At 65.7% G+C, this 18859-nt stretch carries 18 protein-coding genes; 5 read left to right on the forward strand and 13 right to left on the reverse strand.

The features are described 5' to 3' along the window. Positions 1-43 precede the first annotated feature (43 nt). From F9K07_RS17525 to F9K07_RS17545, 5 genes are all read right to left on the reverse strand, one after another. On the reverse strand, positions 44-3232 hold the full coding sequence (locus tag F9K07_RS17525; protein ID WP_159594645.1) for an error-prone DNA polymerase: 3189 nt from the start codon (positions 3230-3232) through the stop codon (positions 44-46). Next, positions 3229-4545: a Y-family DNA polymerase gene (locus F9K07_RS17530; RefSeq protein WP_201451445.1), complete on the reverse strand. Its 1317-nt coding sequence runs from the start codon at positions 4543-4545 to the stop codon at positions 3229-3231. The genes F9K07_RS17525 and F9K07_RS17530 overlap by 4 nt, the downstream gene beginning before the upstream one ends. Next, positions 4484-5326 carry a translesion DNA synthesis-associated protein ImuA gene (gene imuA / locus F9K07_RS17535; protein WP_159594646.1) on the reverse strand — a complete coding sequence of 281 codons (843 nt, stop codon included), beginning with the start codon at positions 5324-5326 and terminating at the stop codon, positions 4484-4486. The genes F9K07_RS17530 and imuA overlap by 62 nt, the downstream gene beginning before the upstream one ends. A 139-nt stretch (positions 5327-5465) precedes the next feature. Then, positions 5466-6671 carry an aminotransferase-like domain-containing protein gene (locus tag F9K07_RS17540; protein ID WP_159594647.1) on the reverse strand — a complete coding sequence of 402 codons (1206 nt, stop codon included), beginning with the start codon at positions 6669-6671 and terminating at the stop codon, positions 5466-5468. Between the two features lie 67 nt (positions 6672-6738). Further along, positions 6739-7053, reverse strand: coding sequence for a DUF2917 domain-containing protein (locus tag F9K07_RS17545; RefSeq protein WP_159594648.1), 315 nt, complete (start codon positions 7051-7053; stop codon positions 6739-6741). Between the two features lie 84 nt (positions 7054-7137). Between F9K07_RS17545 and F9K07_RS17550 the strand changes: the two genes are divergently transcribed. The 3 genes from F9K07_RS17550 to F9K07_RS17560 all read left to right on the forward strand — a co-directional run bounded on the left by F9K07_RS17550 (position 7138) and on the right by F9K07_RS17560 (position 9659). Next, positions 7138-8073 carry a LysR substrate-binding domain-containing protein gene (locus F9K07_RS17550; RefSeq protein ID WP_159594649.1) on the forward strand — a complete coding sequence of 312 codons (936 nt, stop codon included), beginning with the start codon at positions 7138-7140 and terminating at the stop codon, positions 8071-8073. Between the two features lie 14 nt (positions 8074-8087). Continuing rightward, a complete protein-coding gene (nth, locus tag F9K07_RS17555) occupies positions 8088-8726 on the forward strand; it encodes an endonuclease III (protein ID WP_159594650.1) in 639 nt (212 codons plus the stop codon). A gap of 120 nt (positions 8727-8846) precedes the next feature. After that, a complete protein-coding gene (locus F9K07_RS17560) occupies positions 8847-9659 on the forward strand; it encodes a phosphate/phosphite/phosphonate ABC transporter substrate-binding protein (protein ID WP_159594651.1) in 813 nt (270 codons plus the stop codon). Between the two features lie 13 nt (positions 9660-9672). On the opposite strand, the gene F9K07_RS17565 is transcribed toward F9K07_RS17560, so the two are convergent. The 6 genes from F9K07_RS17565 to F9K07_RS17590 form a co-directional block, all read right to left on the reverse strand. Continuing rightward, positions 9673-9897: a hypothetical protein gene (locus F9K07_RS17565; RefSeq protein WP_159594652.1), complete on the reverse strand. Its 225-nt coding sequence runs from the start codon at positions 9895-9897 to the stop codon at positions 9673-9675. A 68-nt stretch (positions 9898-9965) separates the two neighbouring features. Continuing rightward, a complete protein-coding gene (locus F9K07_RS17570) occupies positions 9966-11348 on the reverse strand; it encodes a Kelch repeat-containing protein (RefSeq protein WP_159594653.1) in 1383 nt (460 codons plus the stop codon). A 77-nt stretch (positions 11349-11425) separates the two neighbouring features. After that, complete coding sequence (locus F9K07_RS17575; protein WP_159594654.1) at positions 11426-12811, reverse strand: putative Ig domain-containing protein; 1386 nt, start codon at positions 12809-12811, stop codon at positions 11426-11428. Between the two features lie 48 nt (positions 12812-12859). Next, the gene (locus F9K07_RS17580; RefSeq protein WP_159594655.1) at positions 12860-14251 is read right to left on the reverse strand and encodes a kelch repeat-containing protein; all 1392 of its coding nucleotides are present in this window, start codon (positions 14249-14251) and stop codon (positions 12860-12862) included. Positions 14252-14458: 207 nt separating this feature from the next. After that, the gene (locus F9K07_RS17585; RefSeq protein ID WP_159590777.1) at positions 14459-15628 is read right to left on the reverse strand and encodes an IS4 family transposase; all 1170 of its coding nucleotides are present in this window, start codon (positions 15626-15628) and stop codon (positions 14459-14461) included. A 287-nt stretch (positions 15629-15915) separates the two neighbouring features. Continuing rightward, on the reverse strand, positions 15916-16284 hold the full coding sequence (locus tag F9K07_RS17590; RefSeq protein WP_159594656.1) for a hypothetical protein: 369 nt from the start codon (positions 16282-16284) through the stop codon (positions 15916-15918). A 202-nt stretch (positions 16285-16486) separates the two neighbouring features. Between F9K07_RS17590 and F9K07_RS17595 the strand changes: the two genes are divergently transcribed. Next, the gene (locus tag F9K07_RS17595; protein WP_159594657.1) at positions 16487-16909 is read left to right on the forward strand and encodes a hypothetical protein; all 423 of its coding nucleotides are present in this window, start codon (positions 16487-16489) and stop codon (positions 16907-16909) included. 87 nt (positions 16910-16996) lie between these two features. Then, entirely contained in the window at positions 16997-17452 is a 456-nt protein-coding gene (locus F9K07_RS17600) for a GFA family protein (protein WP_159594658.1), read from the forward strand. 19 nt (positions 17453-17471) lie between these two features. Here F9K07_RS17600 and F9K07_RS17605 read toward each other — a convergent pair whose 3' ends face one another. Both F9K07_RS17605 and F9K07_RS17610 read right to left on the reverse strand, forming a co-directional pair. Beyond that, positions 17472-18026: a histidine phosphatase family protein gene (locus F9K07_RS17605; protein ID WP_159594659.1), complete on the reverse strand. Its 555-nt coding sequence runs from the start codon at positions 18024-18026 to the stop codon at positions 17472-17474. Further along, complete coding sequence (locus tag F9K07_RS17610) at positions 18023-18859, reverse strand: adenosylcobinamide-GDP ribazoletransferase (RefSeq protein ID WP_159594660.1); 837 nt, start codon at positions 18857-18859, stop codon at positions 18023-18025. The genes F9K07_RS17605 and F9K07_RS17610 overlap by 4 nt, the downstream gene beginning before the upstream one ends.

Consider the following 18859-nt stretch of genomic DNA (forward strand, 5'->3'; position numbering starts at 1 on the left):
CCCGGCTGAGCGCGGCCATGCTGGCGTTCAACGAGAGCGTCTCTCAATGAAAATCCCGGCTCACCGTCGACAGCCCGTTGAGCAGCGGGGTGAGGTCTTCCAGGTGGCCCGCGATGAGGTTGCTCACCTCGCCTTCGCGCTGCCACACGCCACGCACCGCCAGCAGGCGCGAACCGGTCAGCACCGCGCGCTGGCGCTCGCGCAGCTGGCGCCACACGATCACCTGCACCACACCGGTTTCGTCCTCCAGGCTCACGAACACCACGCCCGATGACGTGCCGGGCTGCTGGCGCAGGGTGACGATGCCGCAGTGGCGCACCAGGCGGCCGTTGGGCGCGCTCCGGAGTTCTTCGGCGGTCATGAGGCGGCGCTTCTTCAGCTCGTCGCGCAGCAGTGCCAGCGGATGGCGGCGCAGCGTAAGGCCGGTGCTGGCGTAGTCCCACACGATGGCTTCGCCCTCGGGGGCTTCGGGCAAAGCCCATGGCGCTTCGTCCACCGGTGCATGCCTGAGCAGCGCGGGTGCCGCGCGCAGTGCGGCGGCGTCCCACACCTGCTGGCGGCGGTGGCCGCTCAGGCCCACCAGGGCATCGGCGGCGGCCAGGGCCTTCATTTGCGTCTGGTCGAGGCGGGCGCGGCGGGCGAGATCTTGGGCACTTTGAAAGGGTTGCTGGGCGCGGGCCTGCTGGATGCGTTCAGCCGCTTCCTGGCGGATACCGCTGACCAGGTGCAGGCCCAGGCGGACGATCGGCTGGGTGGGTTGGCGTGCCCTCACCCCAACCCTCTCCCGCGAGCGGGAGAGGGAGCAAGGCACTTCGCTTGCATGTGGGCGCTCTTCGATGGCGCTGTCCCAACCGCTGTAGCGCACGTCCACCGGGTGCACGGTCACACCGTGGCGCTTGGCGTCCTGCACCAGTTGGCTGGGTGTGTAGAAACCCATGGGCTGGCTGTTGAGCAAGGCGGTGAGGAACTCGGCTGGGTGGTGGCATTTGATCCAGGCGCTCACGTAGACCAGCAACGCGAAACTGGCGGCGTGGCTTTCGGGGAAGCCGTAGCTGGAGAAGCCTTTGATCTGCTCGAACACGCTCTGCGCGAACGCCAGTTCGTAGCCGCGCGCGGTCATGCCGTCGACCAGGCGCTTTTCGTATTTCTGCAGATTGCCATGGCGCTTCCACGCGGCCATGGCGCGGCGCAACTCATCCGCCTCGCCATTCGTGAATCCGGCAGCGAGCATGGCAATCTGCATGCACTGCTCCTGAAAGATCGGCACACCCATCGTGCGCCCCAGCGCTTTTTTCAAAGCCTTTCCACCATCGGGGCCGGGGTAAGTCTCCTCCTCTTTGCCTTGACGGCGGTTCAGATAGGGGTGCACCGCACCGCCTTGAATCGGGCCGGGTCGCACCAGCGCAACCTCGATCACCAGGTCGTAATACTCGCGTGGTCTCAGACGCGGCAGCATGCTCATCTGCGCGCGGCTTTCGATCTGGAACACGCCCACGGTGTCGGCGGCGCAGATCATGTCGTAAGTGGGGCCGTCGTCCTGGGTCGCATCCTCCATCGTGAAAGTGCGTCCCTCTTTCTCGCCGATCAGCACCATGGCCTTGCGCAAGGCGGTGAGCATGCCCAGCGCGAGCACGTCGACCTTGAGCAAGCCGACGGCATCGAGATCGTCCTTGTCCCACTCGATCACGGTGCGGTCTTTCATGGTGGCGTTCTCAATCGGCACCAGGCGCGAGAGTGGCAGTTGTGTGAGCACGAAACCGCCCGTGTGCTGCGAGAGGTGGCGCGGGAAGCCCATCAAGGTCGAGGTGTGTTCCAGCAGCTGGCGTACCTTCAACCGATCCGGGTCGAGACCCGCTTCCACCAAGCGCTCGGGCGCGATGCCGTGGCCGTCCCACCAGCGCGACTGTTTGGCCAACACACCCAGCGCGCCTTCCTCAAACCCCAATGCCTTGCCCACGTCACGCAAGGCGCTGCGCGGCCGGTAACTGATGACGGTGGCTGTGAGCGCGGCACGCTCGCGGCCGTATTTCTCGTACAGGTACTGGATGACCTCCTCGCGCCGCTCGTGCTCGAAGTCCACGTCGATGTCGGGGGGCTCGTCGCGCTCGCGCGAGATGAAACGCTCGAACAATAAGCCCGTCAGATCCGGGTTCACGGCGGTGATGCCAAGGCAATAGCACACCACGCTGTTGGCCGCTGACCCCCGGCCCTGGCACAGGATGTTCTTCGAGCGGGCAAAGGCCACGATGTCATGCACCGTCAAGAAGTAGTGTTCGTATTTCTTGTCGGCGATCAATTCGAGTTCGTGTTCGATCTGCTTCGAGATCTTCTCGCTCAGGCCTTGCGGCCATTTTTTGCGAGCACCTTCTTCGGTCAACCGGCGCAAATGGCTTTGCGGCGTCTGGCCTTCAGGAACCACCTCGCTCGGGTACTGGTAGCGCAGTTCGTCCAATGAGAAGTCGCAACGCGCCATGACCGTCAGCGTCTGGGCCAACACATCCTCGGGGTACAGCCAGGCCAGCGTCAGGCGCGAGCGCAGGTACTGCTCGGCGCTGGGCTCCAGCGCGAAGCCGCATTCGGTGAGCGGCTTGCCAATGCGCGTGGCGGTGAGCACGTCGTGCAGCGGTTTGCGCGAACGCACGTGCATGCGCACGTCGCCCACGGCCACCAGCGGCACGGCGGTGAGTTCGCTGCTCTGGCGCAGGCGGTACAGGCGCATTTCATCGTCGAGCTGGCGCAGTTGCTCCACGCCCAGCCAGCAGCGGCCCCGGAAGTGCTGCAGCAGCCAGCGTGCGATGCAGTCCATCGGCGCCTGCTCGCTGCGCGGATCGGGCACGGCGATCACCACGCAGTCGGCCAGCGCTTCGGCGTCGATGTCGGCCTGCGTCAGGTGGTACGTGCCCTTGGGTGCGCGGCGGCGCAGGCGCGTGATGAACTCGCACAGGTTGCCGTAGCCATTCAGCTTGCATGGCAACACCACCAGCGTGAACGGCGCGTCGCACTGCACGCGGAACTGGCTGCCGACCAGCAGCCTGAATTTGTGCTGCTTCGCGGCCACGTGCGCGCGCACGATGCCGGCCAGCGAGCATTCGTCCACCACCGCCAACGCGGCGTAGCCCAGGGTCTTCGCGCGCTCGACCAGTTCCTCCGGGTGGCTGGCGCCGCGCAGAAAACTGAAATTCGACAGACACCGCAGTTCGGCATAGTCGGGCAGCGAGGCCGCCGTGTTCACGCAAACCTCCCATGCAAGAACCACGCGGGCGCACCGTCCAGCCGGGTCTGGAACACCCACAGCACGCCGGCCTCGGGCGACAAGGCCACCCAATAATCGCGCACCACGTTGTGCATGCGGTCTTCGTCCTCCACGCGGTCCCACCAGCCGCCCTCTACGCGCTGCGGCCCGACCAGCAGCACCAGCTCACCGCCATAGAGCGGCCGGTGATCGCGCACCAGCAATTTCAACGGCTGCGGCAGCACGAAACCAGGCTGCGGCAGCTCGGTGCCGGGCGCGCCCTTGCGCGGCAAGGCTTGGTCGGCCGGTTGCCAACGGCACATCCACTCCGGCCGATGGTCTTCGCACAGCACCGGGCGCAGCACGCGCTGCGCCCCCAGACGGGCCGCCAGCCGCTCCAGCACCAGGCCCAGCTTCTCGCCCTGGCGCACCGTGTCGGGCAACAGCGAGGCGCTCACGTCGTGCAAGGGATGCACCTCGGTCGCCACCAGACGCAGATCGCCCACGGGCGCCAGCAGTTGCACCCGCGCCAGGTGCTCGGACAGCAGGCGGCACAAGTGCGTGGTGTCGCGCGTGGGCTCGGCCGTGCGGATGGTGATCGCACAGCCCTCGCCCGCGGCGCGCGAGCGCATCGCGTCGTGCGCCCAATGCAGGGTGAAAGCGGTCACGCCCGCGCGCCGCGCGGCCAGCCAGCCACTGAGCACGCGCAGCAGGCGCTGGGCACCGAATACCAGGGCCGGGGCCTGCTCCACGCGCGCCATGAGCTCCAGACGCTCTTCGAAGTGCTCGGGCAGCGCCACCCATTCGTGTGCCTCGGGCAATCTCCCGTAGGCCTGGTCGAAGGCCTGCAGCAGTTGCGGATCGAAGCGCCGCGCAAGGCCACTGCGCGGCAGCGCGCACACGTCACCGAGCGTGCGGCAACCGATGTGTTCGAGTGTGAGCCGGTGCGCCAGCACGGCGCTCAGCGTGTCCATGGGCAAGGGATCGAGCCGCTCGGCCAGCGGTGAACGCAGGCCGTTCTCGATACCCGCGCGCGCCAGCGCCAGCGCGGCCAGGCCGTTGGGCGCCCAGGCCAGGCGCTCCACGCCCAGCGCGTGCGCCTCGGCCTGCACGCGCTCGCGCAAGGCCCGCGGCCCACCGAACAGGCGCACGCTGGCGGCCAGTTCCATGAGCACGGCTTCGTCGGCCAGCGCCACGCGCGGTGTGAACTGCAAGGCCCAGACCGCCAGCGCGCGCTGCGCCACCACCGCTTCAGTGGGCGGGGCTGCGGTGTCGCTGGTCGAAAGGCTCGGCAGGAGCGCGCACCACAACATGGCCGTTGCCCTCCTTCGGGTCTGTGCGCAGAGGCATCAGCCGGCTCGGCTGGCGCATGCGCGGGGTGAGAACCTGGGCCAGCGCGCCCGGCACCGAGGCCAGGCGCAGGGTCTGCTCCAACGGCGGCCCCTTGCGCTTGACGATGTCGACGTGCAGCGCCCAATCGAGATCCACCCGGGCCTGCAGGCGCAGCGGCGCGGCAGATGACTCGCGCAGCGCCGCCACCGGCCGGCACACGAAGACCGGCGCCTCGAAGCTGGTGGCCAGCACCTGCAGGCGGCGGATCTGCGCCGCCTTGGCCCGCGGCAGCCAGGCCACGAGCGCACCGCAGGCCTGGGCCTTGATGAGTTGCTCGGTCGACCACAGGCGCTCGGCCGTGGTGTCGGCCTGCACCCAGACCAGGTGGCGCTCGTCCAGGCCCTCGAAGCGCAGGCCGGGCGGGTGCGGCGGCAGCGGCGGCCCCAGCAGCACCACCGTCTGCCCGGCGGCACAGATCGGGCGCAAGGCCGGCGCGAGCAGGCGCCATTCCAGAATGCCGCCAGGGGCACAAAGGATTTCGGTCAGCCCATGGCCGGGCCAGCCGCCCCCGGGCAGGTGCGCGTCGAGCGCGGCAAAACCGCTGGGCCAAACGGCAGAGACGGGAGCGCAGAGCTGGTCACCACGCCACAAGGCCGACGCGACGCGCGCCGGCCAGCCGCCTGAAAACAGCGGCGTTGCCGGGCGAACCGGTGAAGAGGCTGGGGACGGCTGGTCCTCCTGCCACAGAGGGGCGGGATACATGGCTGGACTTAAAATACTGTATCTATGTACAGTATATAAAAGTCCAACGCCTGTCCAGCAACGTTACAGCGCGGGCAGCCCTGGAGGCTTGCTTGGCTCTTGACGAGGCGCTGACCGCCCGCCTCCAGCCTGCACGCAGTCAGCCCACCGCATGCCCCAAACGCCCCACCCCCTCCTCGATCTTCTCCAGCCCCACGGTCGCAAAGCTCAGGCGCAGCGTGGCGTGGTCGGGGTTGCAGGCGTAGAACGGTGCGCCCGGCACGAAGGCCACGCCCTTTTCGATCGCGCGCTTGGCGAATTCGCCGCCGTCCTTCACCTTGCCACCCGCGCCCGTGAGCCGCGCCCAGACGAACAGGCCGCCTTGCGGTTGCACGAACTCGATCGCGTCCCCCAGTTCGCGGCGCAGCGCGTTGCCCATGGTGGCGGCGCGCTCGGCGTACACCTGGCGCACCTTGGCCAGCGTGGCGGGCATGCGGCCGGCCTTGAGGTATTGCGCGGCCGTGGCCTGCGCGAAGGTGCTGGTGTGCGCATCGCTGAACTGCTTGCACATGGTGGCCTTGGCCAGCAACTCGGCCGGGCCGACCATCCAACCCACGCGCAGCCCCGGGCTGAGCACCTTGCTCAAGGAACCGCAATGCACCAGGCGCTCGCGGCTGCCCGGCACCGTGTGGCTCAGCGCCAGCAGGCTGGGCGGCGGCGCGGCGCCGAAGTACAGATCGCCATACGGGTCGTCTTCCACGATCAGGGTGTTGTGCTTCACCGCCATCGCCAGCACGGCCTTGCGGCGCTCCAGGCTGAGCATGGCGCCACTGGGGTTGCCGAAGGTGGGAATGAGGTAGACGAACTTGGGCTTGTGCTCGGCGATGAGCTGTTCGAGCACGTCGGCCTTCACGCCGTCGCCATCCACCGGCGCGCTGATGAGCTCGGCGCCATACAGGCGGAAACACTGGATGGTGGCCAGGAAGGTCGGGCCTTCGACGATGACCTTGTCACCCGGGGAAATGAGCGTCTTGCCCAGCAGGTCCAGCGCCTGCTGGCTGCCGGTGGTGACGATGAGATCGTTCGCATCCACGTTCTGCGCGCCCTTCGTGGCCATGAACGCGGCCAGTTGTTCGCGCAAGGGCTGGTAGCCCTCGGTCGCGCCGTACTGCAGCGCACCGCCCGCCTCTTCTGCCAGCGCGGTGTTCACCGCCTCGCGGATGCCGTCGACGTCGAACATGGCACTGTCTGGAAAGCCCCCGGCGAAGCTGATGATGCCGGGCTTGCCCAGCAGCTTGAAGAGTTCGCGGATGGCGGAGGTTTCGACGTTGTCGAGGCGGTCGGCGAAAGGAACGGCAAAAGACATGAGGCGGTTTCCATGAGGTCGTGAGCAACGGCCTCCATTCTCGCGCAGCCGCCCGGGTGCAGGCCCTTCAGGCCAACGCCGGCCCTGCGGGACGGCCACGCAGGCGCTGCGGCAGCCAGCGCCAACGCGGCACCTCGGCCACCTGTTCCATGGGCAGCGCCTCCATCCGCAACACGGCCGACTGCAGCGCGTAGACGATCACGCGGTCTTGCGGCCGCGTGAGAAATACGTCGCCAGCGTTCAAGATCACATCCTGCTGGTCATGGTCCAACGTGAGCCACACGGCGCCCTCGCGGCAGACCAGGCGCAATGCGCCCTGGGGAATGGATTGCAAGGCCCGGCGGGGCATGTTCAGGTCGACGGTCAGGCTTTCGGCGTTCATGAAGAGACTCCTTTCGCATCAGGTATGCGCATGACTTTACGGAGCCCTCCTATACTTCACAAACGTTCATTTCGAATGTTTCGCATGCCATTCAAGAATGTGAAAACCGAACCTCTCGCGCGCTCGCAAATGCTGCGGCTGGACCTGCTGCCCTGCTTCGATGCGGCAGCACGCACCCTGAGCTTCACGCAGGCCGCACACGAGCTCAACCTCACACAATCGGCGGTGAGCCGGCAGATCCAGTTGCTCGAAGACAGTCTGGGCACACCGCTGTTCGAGCGGCGCCACCGAGCGCTCGCCCTCACCGAAGCTGGCGAGGTGATGCAACGCGCCACCCGCGACGCGCTGGAGCGCTTGCGCGACGCTGCGGCACGCGTGCGCCCTGGCCCGGGTCTGCGTCAGGTGGCCATGACCTGCACGCAGGGCTTCGCCTCGCTCTGGCTCATCCCGCGGCTCGCGCGCTTCGCCGCTGACCATCCACAGGTGGACGTGCGCATCTCGGCCACCATGGACATCATGGATCTCGAACGCCATAGGCTCGACGTCGCAGTGCGCTTCGTGCCTTCCAGCGCCGGCCGCGGCAAGGCGCTGTTCGAAGAAACCGTGTTGCCCCTGTGCGCGCCCGCGTTGCTGCGCGACAAAGCCGCTCCGCTGCGCCAGCCCGCCGATCTCGCGCGCCACACCTTGCTGACCGTGGAACGACCGGCCGGGCACGTCATCACGTCGGACTGGGCCCCGTGGTTCCAGGTGATGGGCTTGCAAGAGATGCGAATGAAGAATGCCGTGCAGTTCACGCAGTACGCCGACGCGGTCACCGCGGCCGTGGCCGGACAAGGCGTGGTGATCGGCCGCCTGCCCTTGCTGCAGTCGCTGATCGACGAAAAAAAACTGGTGGCACCCTTTCGCAGCGGCGCGGCCACACAGCGCGGCTATTACGTGGAGCTTGCGGCCCACGCCCACAACAACCCCGACGCGCAGGATTTCGCGAACTGGCTGCGCGCCGAGGCCGAACGCGGATGAGAGAATCCGCGCCCATGACGCCTACCCAGATCGAAGCCTTCTTCGCCACGCTCAAGGCCGCCAACCCAACCCCGCAGACCGAGCTGGAGTACACCAGCGTGTTCGAGCTGCTCACTGCGGTGCTGCTCTCCGCGCAAGCGACCGACGTGGGCGTCAACAAGGCCACGCGCAAGCTGTTTCCGGTGGCCAACACGCCGCAGGCCATACTCGACCTGGGCCTCGAAGGCCTGGAGAGCCATATCAAAACCATCGGCCTCTACCGCAGCAAGGCCAAACACCTGATGCAGACCTGCCGCATGCTGGTGGAGCAGCACGGCGGCGAGGTACCAGGCACCCGCGAGGCGCTCGAAGCCTTGCCGGGCGTGGGCCGCAAGACCGCCAACGTGGTGCTCAACGTGGCTTTTGGCGAGCCCACCATGGCGGTGGACACGCACATCTTTCGCGTCAGCAACCGCACCGGCCTGGCGCCGGGCAAGACACCGCTGGCGGTCGAGCTGCAGTTGATGAAACGCGTGCCGCCCGCCTACGCCGTGGACTCGCACCACTGGCTCATCCTGCACGGGCGCTATGTCTGCCAGGCGCGCAAGCCGCTGTGCCCGCGCTGCGCGGTCTCGGCCTGGTGCGGCTTCAAGGACAAAACCGTCAACCTTTGACTGACGGTTCTTCCTCCGGCCTTCCGCCGAGTTAGATGAACGGCACGTTCGTCGTCAACCGGCCATTCGACCTTCTTCCACCCGGCCAAGATGACGGCCTCCATGGACATCGCACCGAACATGAAAGCACTGCATCTCTGCGCCGCACTGGCCTTGGCCATGAGCGCGAGCGCCTTGCACGCCAAGGACCTGATCCTGGCGATCAGCGAAGGCACCTCCGGCGGCACCGACCACGCGCGCGTGATTGCCAAGTACCAGGGCCTGGCCGATGTGATCGGCAAGAGCATCAACCAGAAGGTGAACGTGGTGTTCATCCGCGAATTCGCCTCGCTCGAAGAAGGCATGAAGGCCCGCCGCTTCTCGCTGGCGATGGCACGCCCGAGCGACTTTCCTGCGCGCGGCATGCGCGACTACGGCTACAAATACGTGGCCTCGGCCAAGCCCGATGGTCAATGCCTGATCGTGGTGCCCAAGGAGTCGGACTACAAGACCCTGGCCGACATCAAAGGCAAGCGCATCGTGCTGCCCGAAATCGCCGCCTACATGGCCAAGTTCTGCGCCTCGGCGCTGCGCGACGAAGGCATCGACATTGCCAAGGAAAAGGTGCAGCGCGTGCGCGAGCAGGCAGCCGTGCCGTTCTACCTCACCAACAAGTTCGCCGACGTGGGCGGCGTGGCTTCTTACTCGGGCGTGGCCAAGTCGCTCGACAAGACCGGCCAGCGCGTGCTGTTCACCAGCGCGTCGCAGCCCTACTTCCCGTTGATCGCGGACCGCGAGTTCACCGCCGCACAGATCGACGCCATGCAGCGCGCCCTGCGCGCCCTGCCCGAGAGCGAGGCGGGCCAGGACGTGCTCAAGAGCGTGGGCATCAAGGCCTTCGACACCACCGCCGAGAAGAAGCTGGGCGAATTGCTGGGTTGGCTTGGCTTGTAAACACCCGGCACGCTCAGACATCGCCATCGTCGGTGCAATTGCCCCAGGTACCCGCATTGGCAACCTTGAGCAACGGTGAGGCGTTGCCCGACATGGCCAGTTCGTCCGCAGCAGCCACCCGTGCGCAACCAAAGCGCGCCATGTTCTTCGACGTCAGCCGCGCCGACGGTCCCGCGATTACCACCACGCCGGTGGCCGGTTCCCCGTTGCCCCACACGGGCGCTGCCATCGAACTCATGCCGGGCGCATAGCCGTCTGCGGCAAGACGGTGCGGCTCTCGACCGTTGCGATCTGGCGCTCGTGCCTTCAAGGTACATAGCGTTCGCACGAGCCAACGACAATTCGACCGGCAACGCCGCTGGCCATCAAGACGCTGCCGTCCCCGAGCAAGGCTGCCGCGGCCCTGTGGCGCCCCGCCTCCATTGGCGCAGCGGCGGTCCAGACATTGACGTCGGGGTTGTAGATCTCGGCGGTGTTCTGGCTCGATCCACCGGCCAGCAGCACGCGTCCATCGGACAGCATGGTGAGCATATACGCCGCGCTGCTGCTGGTCCTCAGGCTCGTGGTCCAGGTCGATGTGCGGGGGTAGAAGCGGCGCGTCATGGTGCTGTTGTTGGAAACGATCAACACGCTTCCATCGTCGAGCAGCAGACCCTGCTCTCCGAACTCGCTGCCGGCGTAAGGAATCGCCCGGGTGGCGCTACCGTCCACCGCGTAGAACTCCGCCGTGGTCACCGGGCCCGATGCATTGGATCCACCCACCAGCATCAAGGTGGTGCCACCCGCCAACAGCACCCCCACGGCTGCAATTCGCGGGGTGGACATAGGCGTTGGCAACAGTGTCCAGGTCTCCTTGCCCGGGTCGTACAGTTCGACCGTATCGTGGACCTCATCCAAGGACTCGGTGTTTCCGCTTCCACCTGCGACCAGCACCTTGCCGCCGGGAAGCAGTTGGACGGTCGAGAAGGCGCGCCGCTTGTTCAGACTGGTGGTTGGCGTCCAGGCATTGGCGGCAGGATCGTATATCTCTGCCTGATCGTTGCTGGCATTTCCGCCAAACACCATCACGCGCCCCCCGGACAAGGTCACTGCCGACGGCAATGCACGCGCCAGTTGCATGGAAGCGGCTGCAAGCCAGGTCGCCGTCGTGCTGTCAAAGATCTCCGCCGATGCAGTGGCATTCGGACCATCCGATCCCCCAGCGACGAGGAACCGACCATTGCGCAGCGATGAGATAGTGGCACCCTGTCTCGGAATGGCCATCCGTGCCGCGGGGAACCATGCACCCCGCCCCGTGACGGTGATGCGCACCTGCGTGTCCGCAAAGCCCTTGTTGTTGGTCGCCACCACGAGGTGCGTGCCTTGCCGCTTCAGCTTGGTCGGCGTGCCCGAGATCACCCCGGTTTGCGCATTCAGCGTCAGCCCAGCCGGTAGCGGCGGGAAGACCGTGAACCTGGGTGCGGTGTGGCCGGGAGGGGGTGGGTTGGGAGGGGCCGGCTGCGGCTTGTTGGGCGTGATGGCTTCACCCACGAAGTACAGTGCCTGCTCGGGGTCGTAGCTCAGGTCGGCACCACCGCCGCACGCTGTGAGCCACGTGGGCAACGCGACTGCTGCGGGTAAGGTCAACAACAGACGGCGATTGCGTTGAGTGGGTACTGCCGCGAGAGGGGAAAGGATGGGAAGGGTCATGGCTTGAAACTCCTGGTGGGTAATCAAAGACAAGTGAGACCGACACCCGCACCCGAGAGCAACGGCCTCTTGTGGAATCAAGGTAGGTAGCGTTCGCTCGCGTCGACGGAGGCGTCGCCTGACTTGCCGCCAACCAGCAGCACGCTGCCGTCGCCCAGCAAGGCGGCCGCCGCCCCAAAACGCCTGACGTCCATAGGTGTCGCGGTGGTCCACTGATTCACGTCCGGGTTGTAGATCTCGGCCGCGCTGGAGGGCAGCCCCCCGCCGTCCATCAGCACGCGACCGTCGGCCAGCAGCGTCAGCGTGTAGAAGGAGCGTCGGCCGTGCACCGCTGTGCTCGTGGTCCAGGTCGAGGTGGTGGGGTGGTAGCGCCTGGACTGCTCACTGCCGTCGGTCGTGACCAGCACGCTGCCATCGTCCAGCTTCACCGCCTTGTAGCTGTTGCCCTCCACACCGTAGGGAATCACCTTGGTCGCACTGCCATTCACCTTGTAGAGCTCGGCCGTCCCAACCCCGTCGCCACCCGCCACCAGCAGCGTCTTGCCATCGGGCAGCAGTGCAGCCGCGTGCCGCGCTCGCGGCGTCGACAGCCGCGTGAGCAACGGGGTCCAGACGCCTTCGGCGGGGTCATACAGTTCGGCGGTATCGTGGAAGTTTTCATTGCCGCTGCTGAGGGTGATGCCCCCCACGACCAACACCTTGCCACTGGCCAGCAGATGGGCCGTACAAAAAGCGCGCGTTTCGTTCGTTTGGCCCGCCGCCGTCCAGGTATTGGCAACCGGGTCGTAAAGCTCCGACCCGCCGACGTCGGCATTGACATTTCGTCCGGCCACGACCAGCACGCGCCCATCGCGCAGCGTCACGGCCACGTGGAAGGCCCGGGCCTCCAGCATGGAAGCCGCTGCGCTCCACGTGGCCGTGGAGGGATCGTAGATCTGTGCCGAAGCGGTCGCGCCTTCATTTCTCTGTCCACCGGCGACCAGGAACTTGCCACCAGGAAGCGGCGAAATGCTCGCGAAGGCTCTGGCGCCCGGCACGGGTGCAACCGGACTCCAGGAGCCCCGCCCCGTGACGGTGATGCGCACCTGCGTGTCCGCAAAGCCTTTGTTGTTGGTCGCCACCACGAGGTGCGTGCCTTGCCGCTTCAGCTTGGTCGGCGTGCCCGAGATCACCCCGGTCTGCGCATTCAACGTCAGCCCAGCCGGTAGCGGCGGGAAGACCGTGAACCTAGGTGCGGTGTGGCCGGGAGGGGGTGGGTTGGGAGGGGCCGGCTGCGGCTTGTTGGGCGTGATGGCTTCACCCACGAAGTACAGCGCCTGCTCGGTGTCGTAGCTCAGGTCGGCACCGCCGCCGCACGCTGTGAGCCACGTGGGCAACGCGCAAGCCGCTGGCAACGTCAACAACAACCGCCGATTGCGTTGGGGTTCCGATGCCGTGAAAGGGGAAACGAACAAGTGGGTCATGGCAAGCTCCATTCAGACGACTGCACGCGGACATTGGCCTCAAACCGTTCAAGGTATGTAACGCTCACTCGCGTCGACGAGACCTTCGTCTCCACCGCCGCTCACCATCAGCACGCTGCCGTCGGCCAACAAGGTCGCGACGGCCCATTGGCGCGCGGCGGCCATGGGCGCAGCGGCAGACCAGCGATTGACGTCCGGGTTGTAGACCTCGGCGGTGTTCGAAACCGAACCACCCGCCATCAACACGCGGCCATCGGCCAGCACCGTCACGGTGGGAAAATTGCGCCCCCCGCCCAGCAAGGCGCTCGTGGTCCAACTTGAATTGGCGGGGTTGAAACGCTTGGACTGGTCGCTGCCGCTGGAGACGACCAACACGCTGCCGTCGTCCAGTTTCACCGCCTGGTGTGCCTGGCCTTGCACGCCATAGGGGATGACTTTGGTGGCGCTGCCATCCACCTTGTAGAGCTCGGCGGAAGTGATGTCTGCGCCGCCGGCCACCAGCAGCGTCTTGCCATCCGGCAGCAGTGCAGCCGCGTGCCCCACGCGCGGCGCCGACAACGGTGTTGGCAACAGCGTCCAGACTCCTGTGATGGGGTCATACACCTCGGCGGTGCTGAGGGGATCGTATGCGCCGCTGGTCATATTGAGGCCACCGACAACCAACACCTTGCCACTGGGCAGCAGATGGGCCGTGAAAAAATTGCGCGACACGTTCATGCTGCCGGTCGCGGCCCAGGTATCGGCGACAGGGTCATAAAGCTCCGTTGCGCGGGACTGGAAGTCGTAGCCGTAACCGCCCATGACCATGACACGGCCATTGCGCAGTGTCACAGACACGGGGGTATCGCGGCGGTTCAACATGGGCGCCGCCGAACGCCAAGTGGCCGACGCCGCGTCGTAGATTTCGGCCGAATCGGTCGCACCGTTCCAGCCTCCACCAGCCAGTCCGCCAGCGACCAGAAACTTACCTCCCGGAAGCGGCGAGATACAGGCCGCCTGTCTGGCGTCGGGCACCGTTGCAACAGGAACCCATGCGCCCCGCCCCGTGACGGTGATGCGCACCTGCGTGTCCGCAAAGCCCTTGTTGTTGGTCGCCACCACGAGGTGCGTGCCTTGCCGCTTCAGCTTGGTCGGCGTGCCCGAGATCACCCCGGTTTGCGCATTCAGCGTCAAGCCAGCAGGTAGCGGCGGGAAGACCGTGAACTTGGGCGCGGTGTGGCCCGGAGGGGGTGGGTTGGGAGGGGCCGGCTCCGGCTTGTTGGGCGTGATGGCTTCACCCACGAAGTACAGCGCCTGCTCCGTGTCGTAACTCAGATCGGCGCCACCACCGCAAGCACTGAGCAACGATGGCAGCGCAGCGGCCGCTGGCAACGTCAACAACAGACGGCGGTTGCGCTGGGTGGGGACCGCCGTGGATGGGGAAACGATGGAACGGGTCATGAGGGGAGCTCCAGGTAGGCGACTGTGGGAACCCGGACCCGGCAGACAGTGGACTGGGCACCACTGCGGGGTCCGACGATGTGCTTCTGACCACGCTCCATAGGCGCCAAGCCGTCAGACCCCCTCACGCGCAAAATCTTGCGCCCACAACAGCCTCTTGAACCTCCGCCTCATGGCCGATTTAGATACAGACCCACTACTGTCCGGTTAAAAGTCGAACAAATTCAATTGGTTAACGGCGTCGGGCATATCGGTCTGGGACGCGTCGGCCTGCAAGGCGCATGAAATCTCGGTTTTCTCGAAGACCGACACCGACAAGATCTGTAGACATGTGTAAAGCGAGACATCGAGTTGAAGCTCCTTCTTGACGATGGCAATGAGCACGTAGGTGGCCACGGCACACCACACCTGCGTCTTCACGGCGTTCTCGCTGTTGCCGAGAAACTTCTTGATGCGCAGATGCTGCTTGATCCATTTGAAGAACAGCTCGACTCGCCAGCGGCTCTTGTACAGCGCGGCGATCGTCAGCGCCGGCAGCGCCGTGTTGTTGGTCAGGAAGATCAGTGTTTTGCCGGACTCGGGATCCTTGAATCGCACACGCCGCAAATGCTCGGGATACTTCTTGGCCGAGTAGTGACCGTTGAGCATGACCTGCTGGTCGCTGATGACGCCAGTGCTGCGGTCGGTGGGTGCCGAGTAGACACGTCTGGCATCCATCGGCGACTTCGCGCGCGTAACGAAGAAGGCGCCAGCCTGGTGCAGCGCATACAGCCGTGCGAAGTCCACATAGCCGCGATCCATCACGTAGAACGCACCGGCCTCGAAACTCAGCATGTCCAGCACGTTCACGTCGTGCAGCTTGCCATCGCTGATGTGGATGAAGGCCGGGATAGCGCCGCGCAGATCCAGCAGCGTGTGCAGCTTGATGGCCGCCTTGGTCGATCGAAACGGTGCCCAGTCGAACAGGCTCAAGCACAGATCGATGGTGCTGGAGTCCAGCGCATAGACCGTGTTGTCCAAGTCGACGCCGAGCGCATCGTTCGCGTACAGCTTGCGTGCGCGCCGGATCAGCAAGGCAGCCAGGTCCGACCAGATGCGCCAGTCGCGCGATTCGTTGGCGTCGGCCAGCGTGGAGCGCTTGACCGCCGAGCGAAACCCCATCGCATACAGCTTGCCGGCATTGGCCGACAAGCTGGCCTCGATGTCGCGCAGACTCTCTCGCCAAGTCAGCTGCGCGAAGGCCATCGCCCGGAACTGCTCGGCGCACGACAGCGCTCGCACACCCGAGTTGCCTCCATGGCGCTGCACGATGCGCGCGAAGCTGGTCCATGGGACGAACTCCATGATCTGAGAAAACAAGGTCTTGCCGATGTGCACGCGCTTCCCCAGAGACAGTCAAGCCCGGGAAAGTACGCGGTTTTGGAAGAGCGAAGTTCAAATCGGCACCAAACGAAATCGGTCTGCAACCCGCGCCAATGCTTGATCTCAGGCTCGGCGCGGACCATTTAACCGGACAGTAGTGATACAGACCAAAGACTTATCTTCACACCCGGATCGCGACGTCTTGGCCTGCTGCGTGCGCCGAAGGCGTGGTGCTTTCATCCCCCTCAGATGCGAATCGTGGACCACGGCGCCCCACTCGCCGTCGGGAACCAGGAGCGCCACTACCGGGTTTGCGCCTGTCCATCGCGCATCTGCGCCTGCAGCACCGACGTGGCAAGCGCGAGCGCGTCGATGTGCCGTCGCACGTCGGCATTGAGGGCGCGCAGCATCGCGCCCAACTGAGCGCGCGAAGGCGGCACGCTGGCGCGCGCCTCGTCGACGTATTCGGGCAACACGAAATGCTGCAACGCGTAGTGCCCTTCGAACGCGTCCGACCACTCGTTCACCTGATCACAGACCCTGCCGATCAGCGAAAGGCATGGGGTGGCGGCTGCGGAACAAGCGCTTGCTTGTGCGGCATCGGCATCGGCATCGGCATCGGCATGCGTTGGACGCGTGACGCGGGTGGACAGTGCGTTGGATGCGGTCAATTCCGATCAAGCTGTTTTTGCTCGACCGACGCAGCGTAGCCACGGAGCTGAAGCCGATGGGGGCAAGGCGTTGCCGCGTGGGCGCGATGGAGGTCGGCTAGCATGGCGACTTCGGCCAAAAATTTACATCCATCGCTTGCGGCCTATCGCCGTTGTTCGACATCCATGATTTGAACCCCACCGATCGCCCCAGTCCCTTCCCATGAACAAAGACACATCGAAGATGACCTCGGACGAATTGCGCGCAATGGCCGCTGCATTGATAAAGCAGGCCGAGGCGCAAAGCACACGTGAGTTTGAGAGCACGATGAACTTCCTTTCCGACAAGCTCAAGCGCATGGGGAAGACGAAGAAGGATGCCGTGCTGTACCTGATCAAGATGATGCGCACCCACGAGGCCGAGGCAACGCTGGCTGAGCTATCTGCCGGCACGCCCTCTGCAACGAAAGGCCGCAAGAACAAGGAGCGCGCCGATCTGGACAGTGAGGGCAACCCCCCCGAGGTGGGCGTGACGTATCGACTGCCAACGGGCGAGAGCTGGCAGCGCAAGGGAAAGGTGGGGGCGACCAAGCGAGAATTCGCGGAGCATGCGCAGACGACGACCTGGGCTGCGATGAGAGCGTGAAGCAGCGAAGTCCGGCGTGTTGTTGGAGCTCGCAGGCCACCGCATGGCACCGCGATGACGAGCAGGAACTCAACGAGAATGGTCGTCATGACCGATAAAAACCTCGACGAGCGCACCGTTTACGAAGCTGGATGCCATTGCGGAACCGTGCGCTTTACTTTGCGCTTGACCGATGGCTTGCGCACTGCCCGGAGATGCAACTGCTCGTACTGCCGTATGCGTGGAGCCGTAGCGGTTTCTGCCAACCTGGACGACATCAAAGTCACGCAAGGTGAAGATGCGCTCACCCTGTACCGGTTCAATACAGGCGAAGCGAAACACTATTTCTGCTCCCAATGTGGCATCTACACCTTTCACCAGCGCCGGTCGTCCCCCCACCAGTACGGGGTCAATGTGGCGTGCATAGAAGGTATGAGTCCTTTTGATTTCGCTGAAGTCCCGGTCAACGAAGGTCGCATGCACCCCAAAGACCGTGCGGGAGGTGGCTCGGTGGTCGCTGGCTGGTTGAGATACCAGGCCAATCCTGAAGCAGACCCAAGCTGAACGGTTTCAACGCGAGCCCTCAGAACTCCAACGACATCCACGCCCCAGGCAAGGGCGCGTCCTTCGGCCATTCGCCCGCCTCCCGGATGTGCGGCCCCCCGCTGCCCACGATGTGTTGCACCGCGCGGATCACGCCAGCATGCGTGACCCAGACCACGTCGGTGCTGGTCGCCGGACGCAGATCGCCCAGTGCGGCGGCCACGCGGTAGAGCAGTTGCTGCGTGCTCTCCATGCCACCAAAACGGTGGTGCGCGAAGTCGGCCATCCACTCGTCGAACGCGCTGCGTGGCACCGCGTCCCAGCGTTGCAACTCCCAGGTACCGAAGTCCATTTCGTTCAAACGCGTGTCGACGCGCACCGCACCCAGATCGGGACGCTCGGTTTGCAGTGCGCCAGCCAGTTGTTGCGCACGCTGCAGACCAGAGACCCACACGGGCGTGCCTTGCGGCGGCAACGGCGCGAAGGCTTTGGCGGCTTCGCGTGTGAGCGCGGTGTCGGCCGCGACATCGCTCGCGCCGTAGCACAGGCCAGGCGGCAGCAGCACCGGCGCGTGGCGCAACATCCAGAGTTTCATGGCGACGAAAAAGGCAGGAAAGACAGGAAGGGCGAGAACGAGACGCACACGCCCAGGTAGAACAGCACTTCGCACACCTGCTGGGTCGCGCCCAGGCCGTCACCGGTGAAGCCTTGCAGGCGGCGTTGCAGCAGCCGCCACATCCACGCCAGGCCGAGCAGCGAGGCCAGCACCGCCACCGCCCAGGTGGCCCCCGGCCGTTGCCACCACACCAGGGCCATGGCCAGCGCCCACCACAACAGGCCTGCCCACAGGCCCGCGTTGGACAAACTCTCCGCCAAGGGCTTGCTCTTGGATTGCGCGGTGTCACCCACGTGTGGCAGCGTGCGAATGATGAACAACGGCAAGGTGCGCGAGGTGACGTGCGCGGCGAACAGCGCCACCACCGCGAGCCACGGACCCATCTGCGCCAGCAGGGCCAGCAGCGCGGTCTTGGTGAGCAGCGCGAGCACCAGCGCGATCGCGCCGTAGCTGCCGATGCGCGAGTCTTTCATGATGTCCAGCGCGCGCTCGCGCTGGGCGCTGCCGCCCAGGCCATCGGCCAGGTCGGCCAGGCCGTCTTCGTGGAACGCGCCGGTGAGCAGGACGCTGAAGATGGTGCAGACCAGGGCCGCCACCCAGGGCGCGGCGGGCAGCGGCGGCAGCAGCCACAGCGCGCCATAGAACACGGCCGCCGAGAGCAGGCCCACCACCCAACCCACACCCGGGAAATGCGCGGCGCTGGCGCGCAGCATGGCCGGGCTGAAACCGACCCATTCGGCCACGCGGCCGGTGACCGGAATGCGCGTGAAGAACTGCAGCGCCAGCAGGAAATGCCTGAGGAAGCGGCTCAT

It is taken from the genome of Hydrogenophaga sp. BPS33 (assembly GCF_009859475.1).
Lineage (GTDB): Bacteria > Pseudomonadota > Gammaproteobacteria > Burkholderiales > Burkholderiaceae_C > Hydrogenophaga.

Bases quoted from the DNA above. Each gene is read 5' to 3' on its own strand.
- F9K07_RS17530 (WP_201451445.1), bottom strand. From the start codon at position 4,545: ATGTTGTGGTGCGCGCTCCTGCCGAGCCTTTCGACCAGCGACACCGCA.
- imuA (WP_159594646.1), bottom strand. From the start codon at position 5,326: ATGTATCCCGCCCCTCTGTGGCAGGAGGACCAGCCGTCCCCAGCCTCT.
- F9K07_RS17540 (WP_159594647.1), bottom strand. From the start codon at position 6,671: ATGTCTTTTGCCGTTCCTTTCGCCGACCGCCTCGACAACGTCGAAACC.
- F9K07_RS17545 (WP_159594648.1), bottom strand. From the start codon at position 7,053: ATGAACGCCGAAAGCCTGACCGTCGACCTGAACATGCCCCGCCGGGCC.
- F9K07_RS17550 (WP_159594649.1), top strand. From the start codon at position 7,138: ATGCCATTCAAGAATGTGAAAACCGAACCTCTCGCGCGCTCGCAAATG.
- nth (WP_159594650.1), top strand. From the start codon at position 8,088: ATGACGCCTACCCAGATCGAAGCCTTCTTCGCCACGCTCAAGGCCGCC.
- F9K07_RS17560 (WP_159594651.1), top strand. From the start codon at position 8,847: ATGAAAGCACTGCATCTCTGCGCCGCACTGGCCTTGGCCATGAGCGCG.
- F9K07_RS17565 (WP_159594652.1), bottom strand. From the start codon at position 9,897: ATGAGTTCGATGGCAGCGCCCGTGTGGGGCAACGGGGAACCGGCCACC.
- F9K07_RS17570 (WP_159594653.1), bottom strand. From the start codon at position 11,348: ATGACCCTTCCCATCCTTTCCCCTCTCGCGGCAGTACCCACTCAACGC.
- F9K07_RS17575 (WP_159594654.1), bottom strand. From the start codon at position 12,811: ATGACCCACTTGTTCGTTTCCCCTTTCACGGCATCGGAACCCCAACGC.
- F9K07_RS17580 (WP_159594655.1), bottom strand. From the start codon at position 14,251: ATGACCCGTTCCATCGTTTCCCCATCCACGGCGGTCCCCACCCAGCGC.
- F9K07_RS17595 (WP_159594657.1), top strand. From the start codon at position 16,487: ATGAACAAAGACACATCGAAGATGACCTCGGACGAATTGCGCGCAATG.
- F9K07_RS17600 (WP_159594658.1), top strand. From the start codon at position 16,997: ATGACCGATAAAAACCTCGACGAGCGCACCGTTTACGAAGCTGGATGC.
- F9K07_RS17605 (WP_159594659.1), bottom strand. From the start codon at position 18,026: ATGAAACTCTGGATGTTGCGCCACGCGCCGGTGCTGCTGCCGCCTGGC.
- F9K07_RS17610 (WP_159594660.1), bottom strand. From the start codon at position 18,859: ATGAGCCGCTTCCTCAGGCATTTCCTGCTGGCGCTGCAGTTCTTCACG.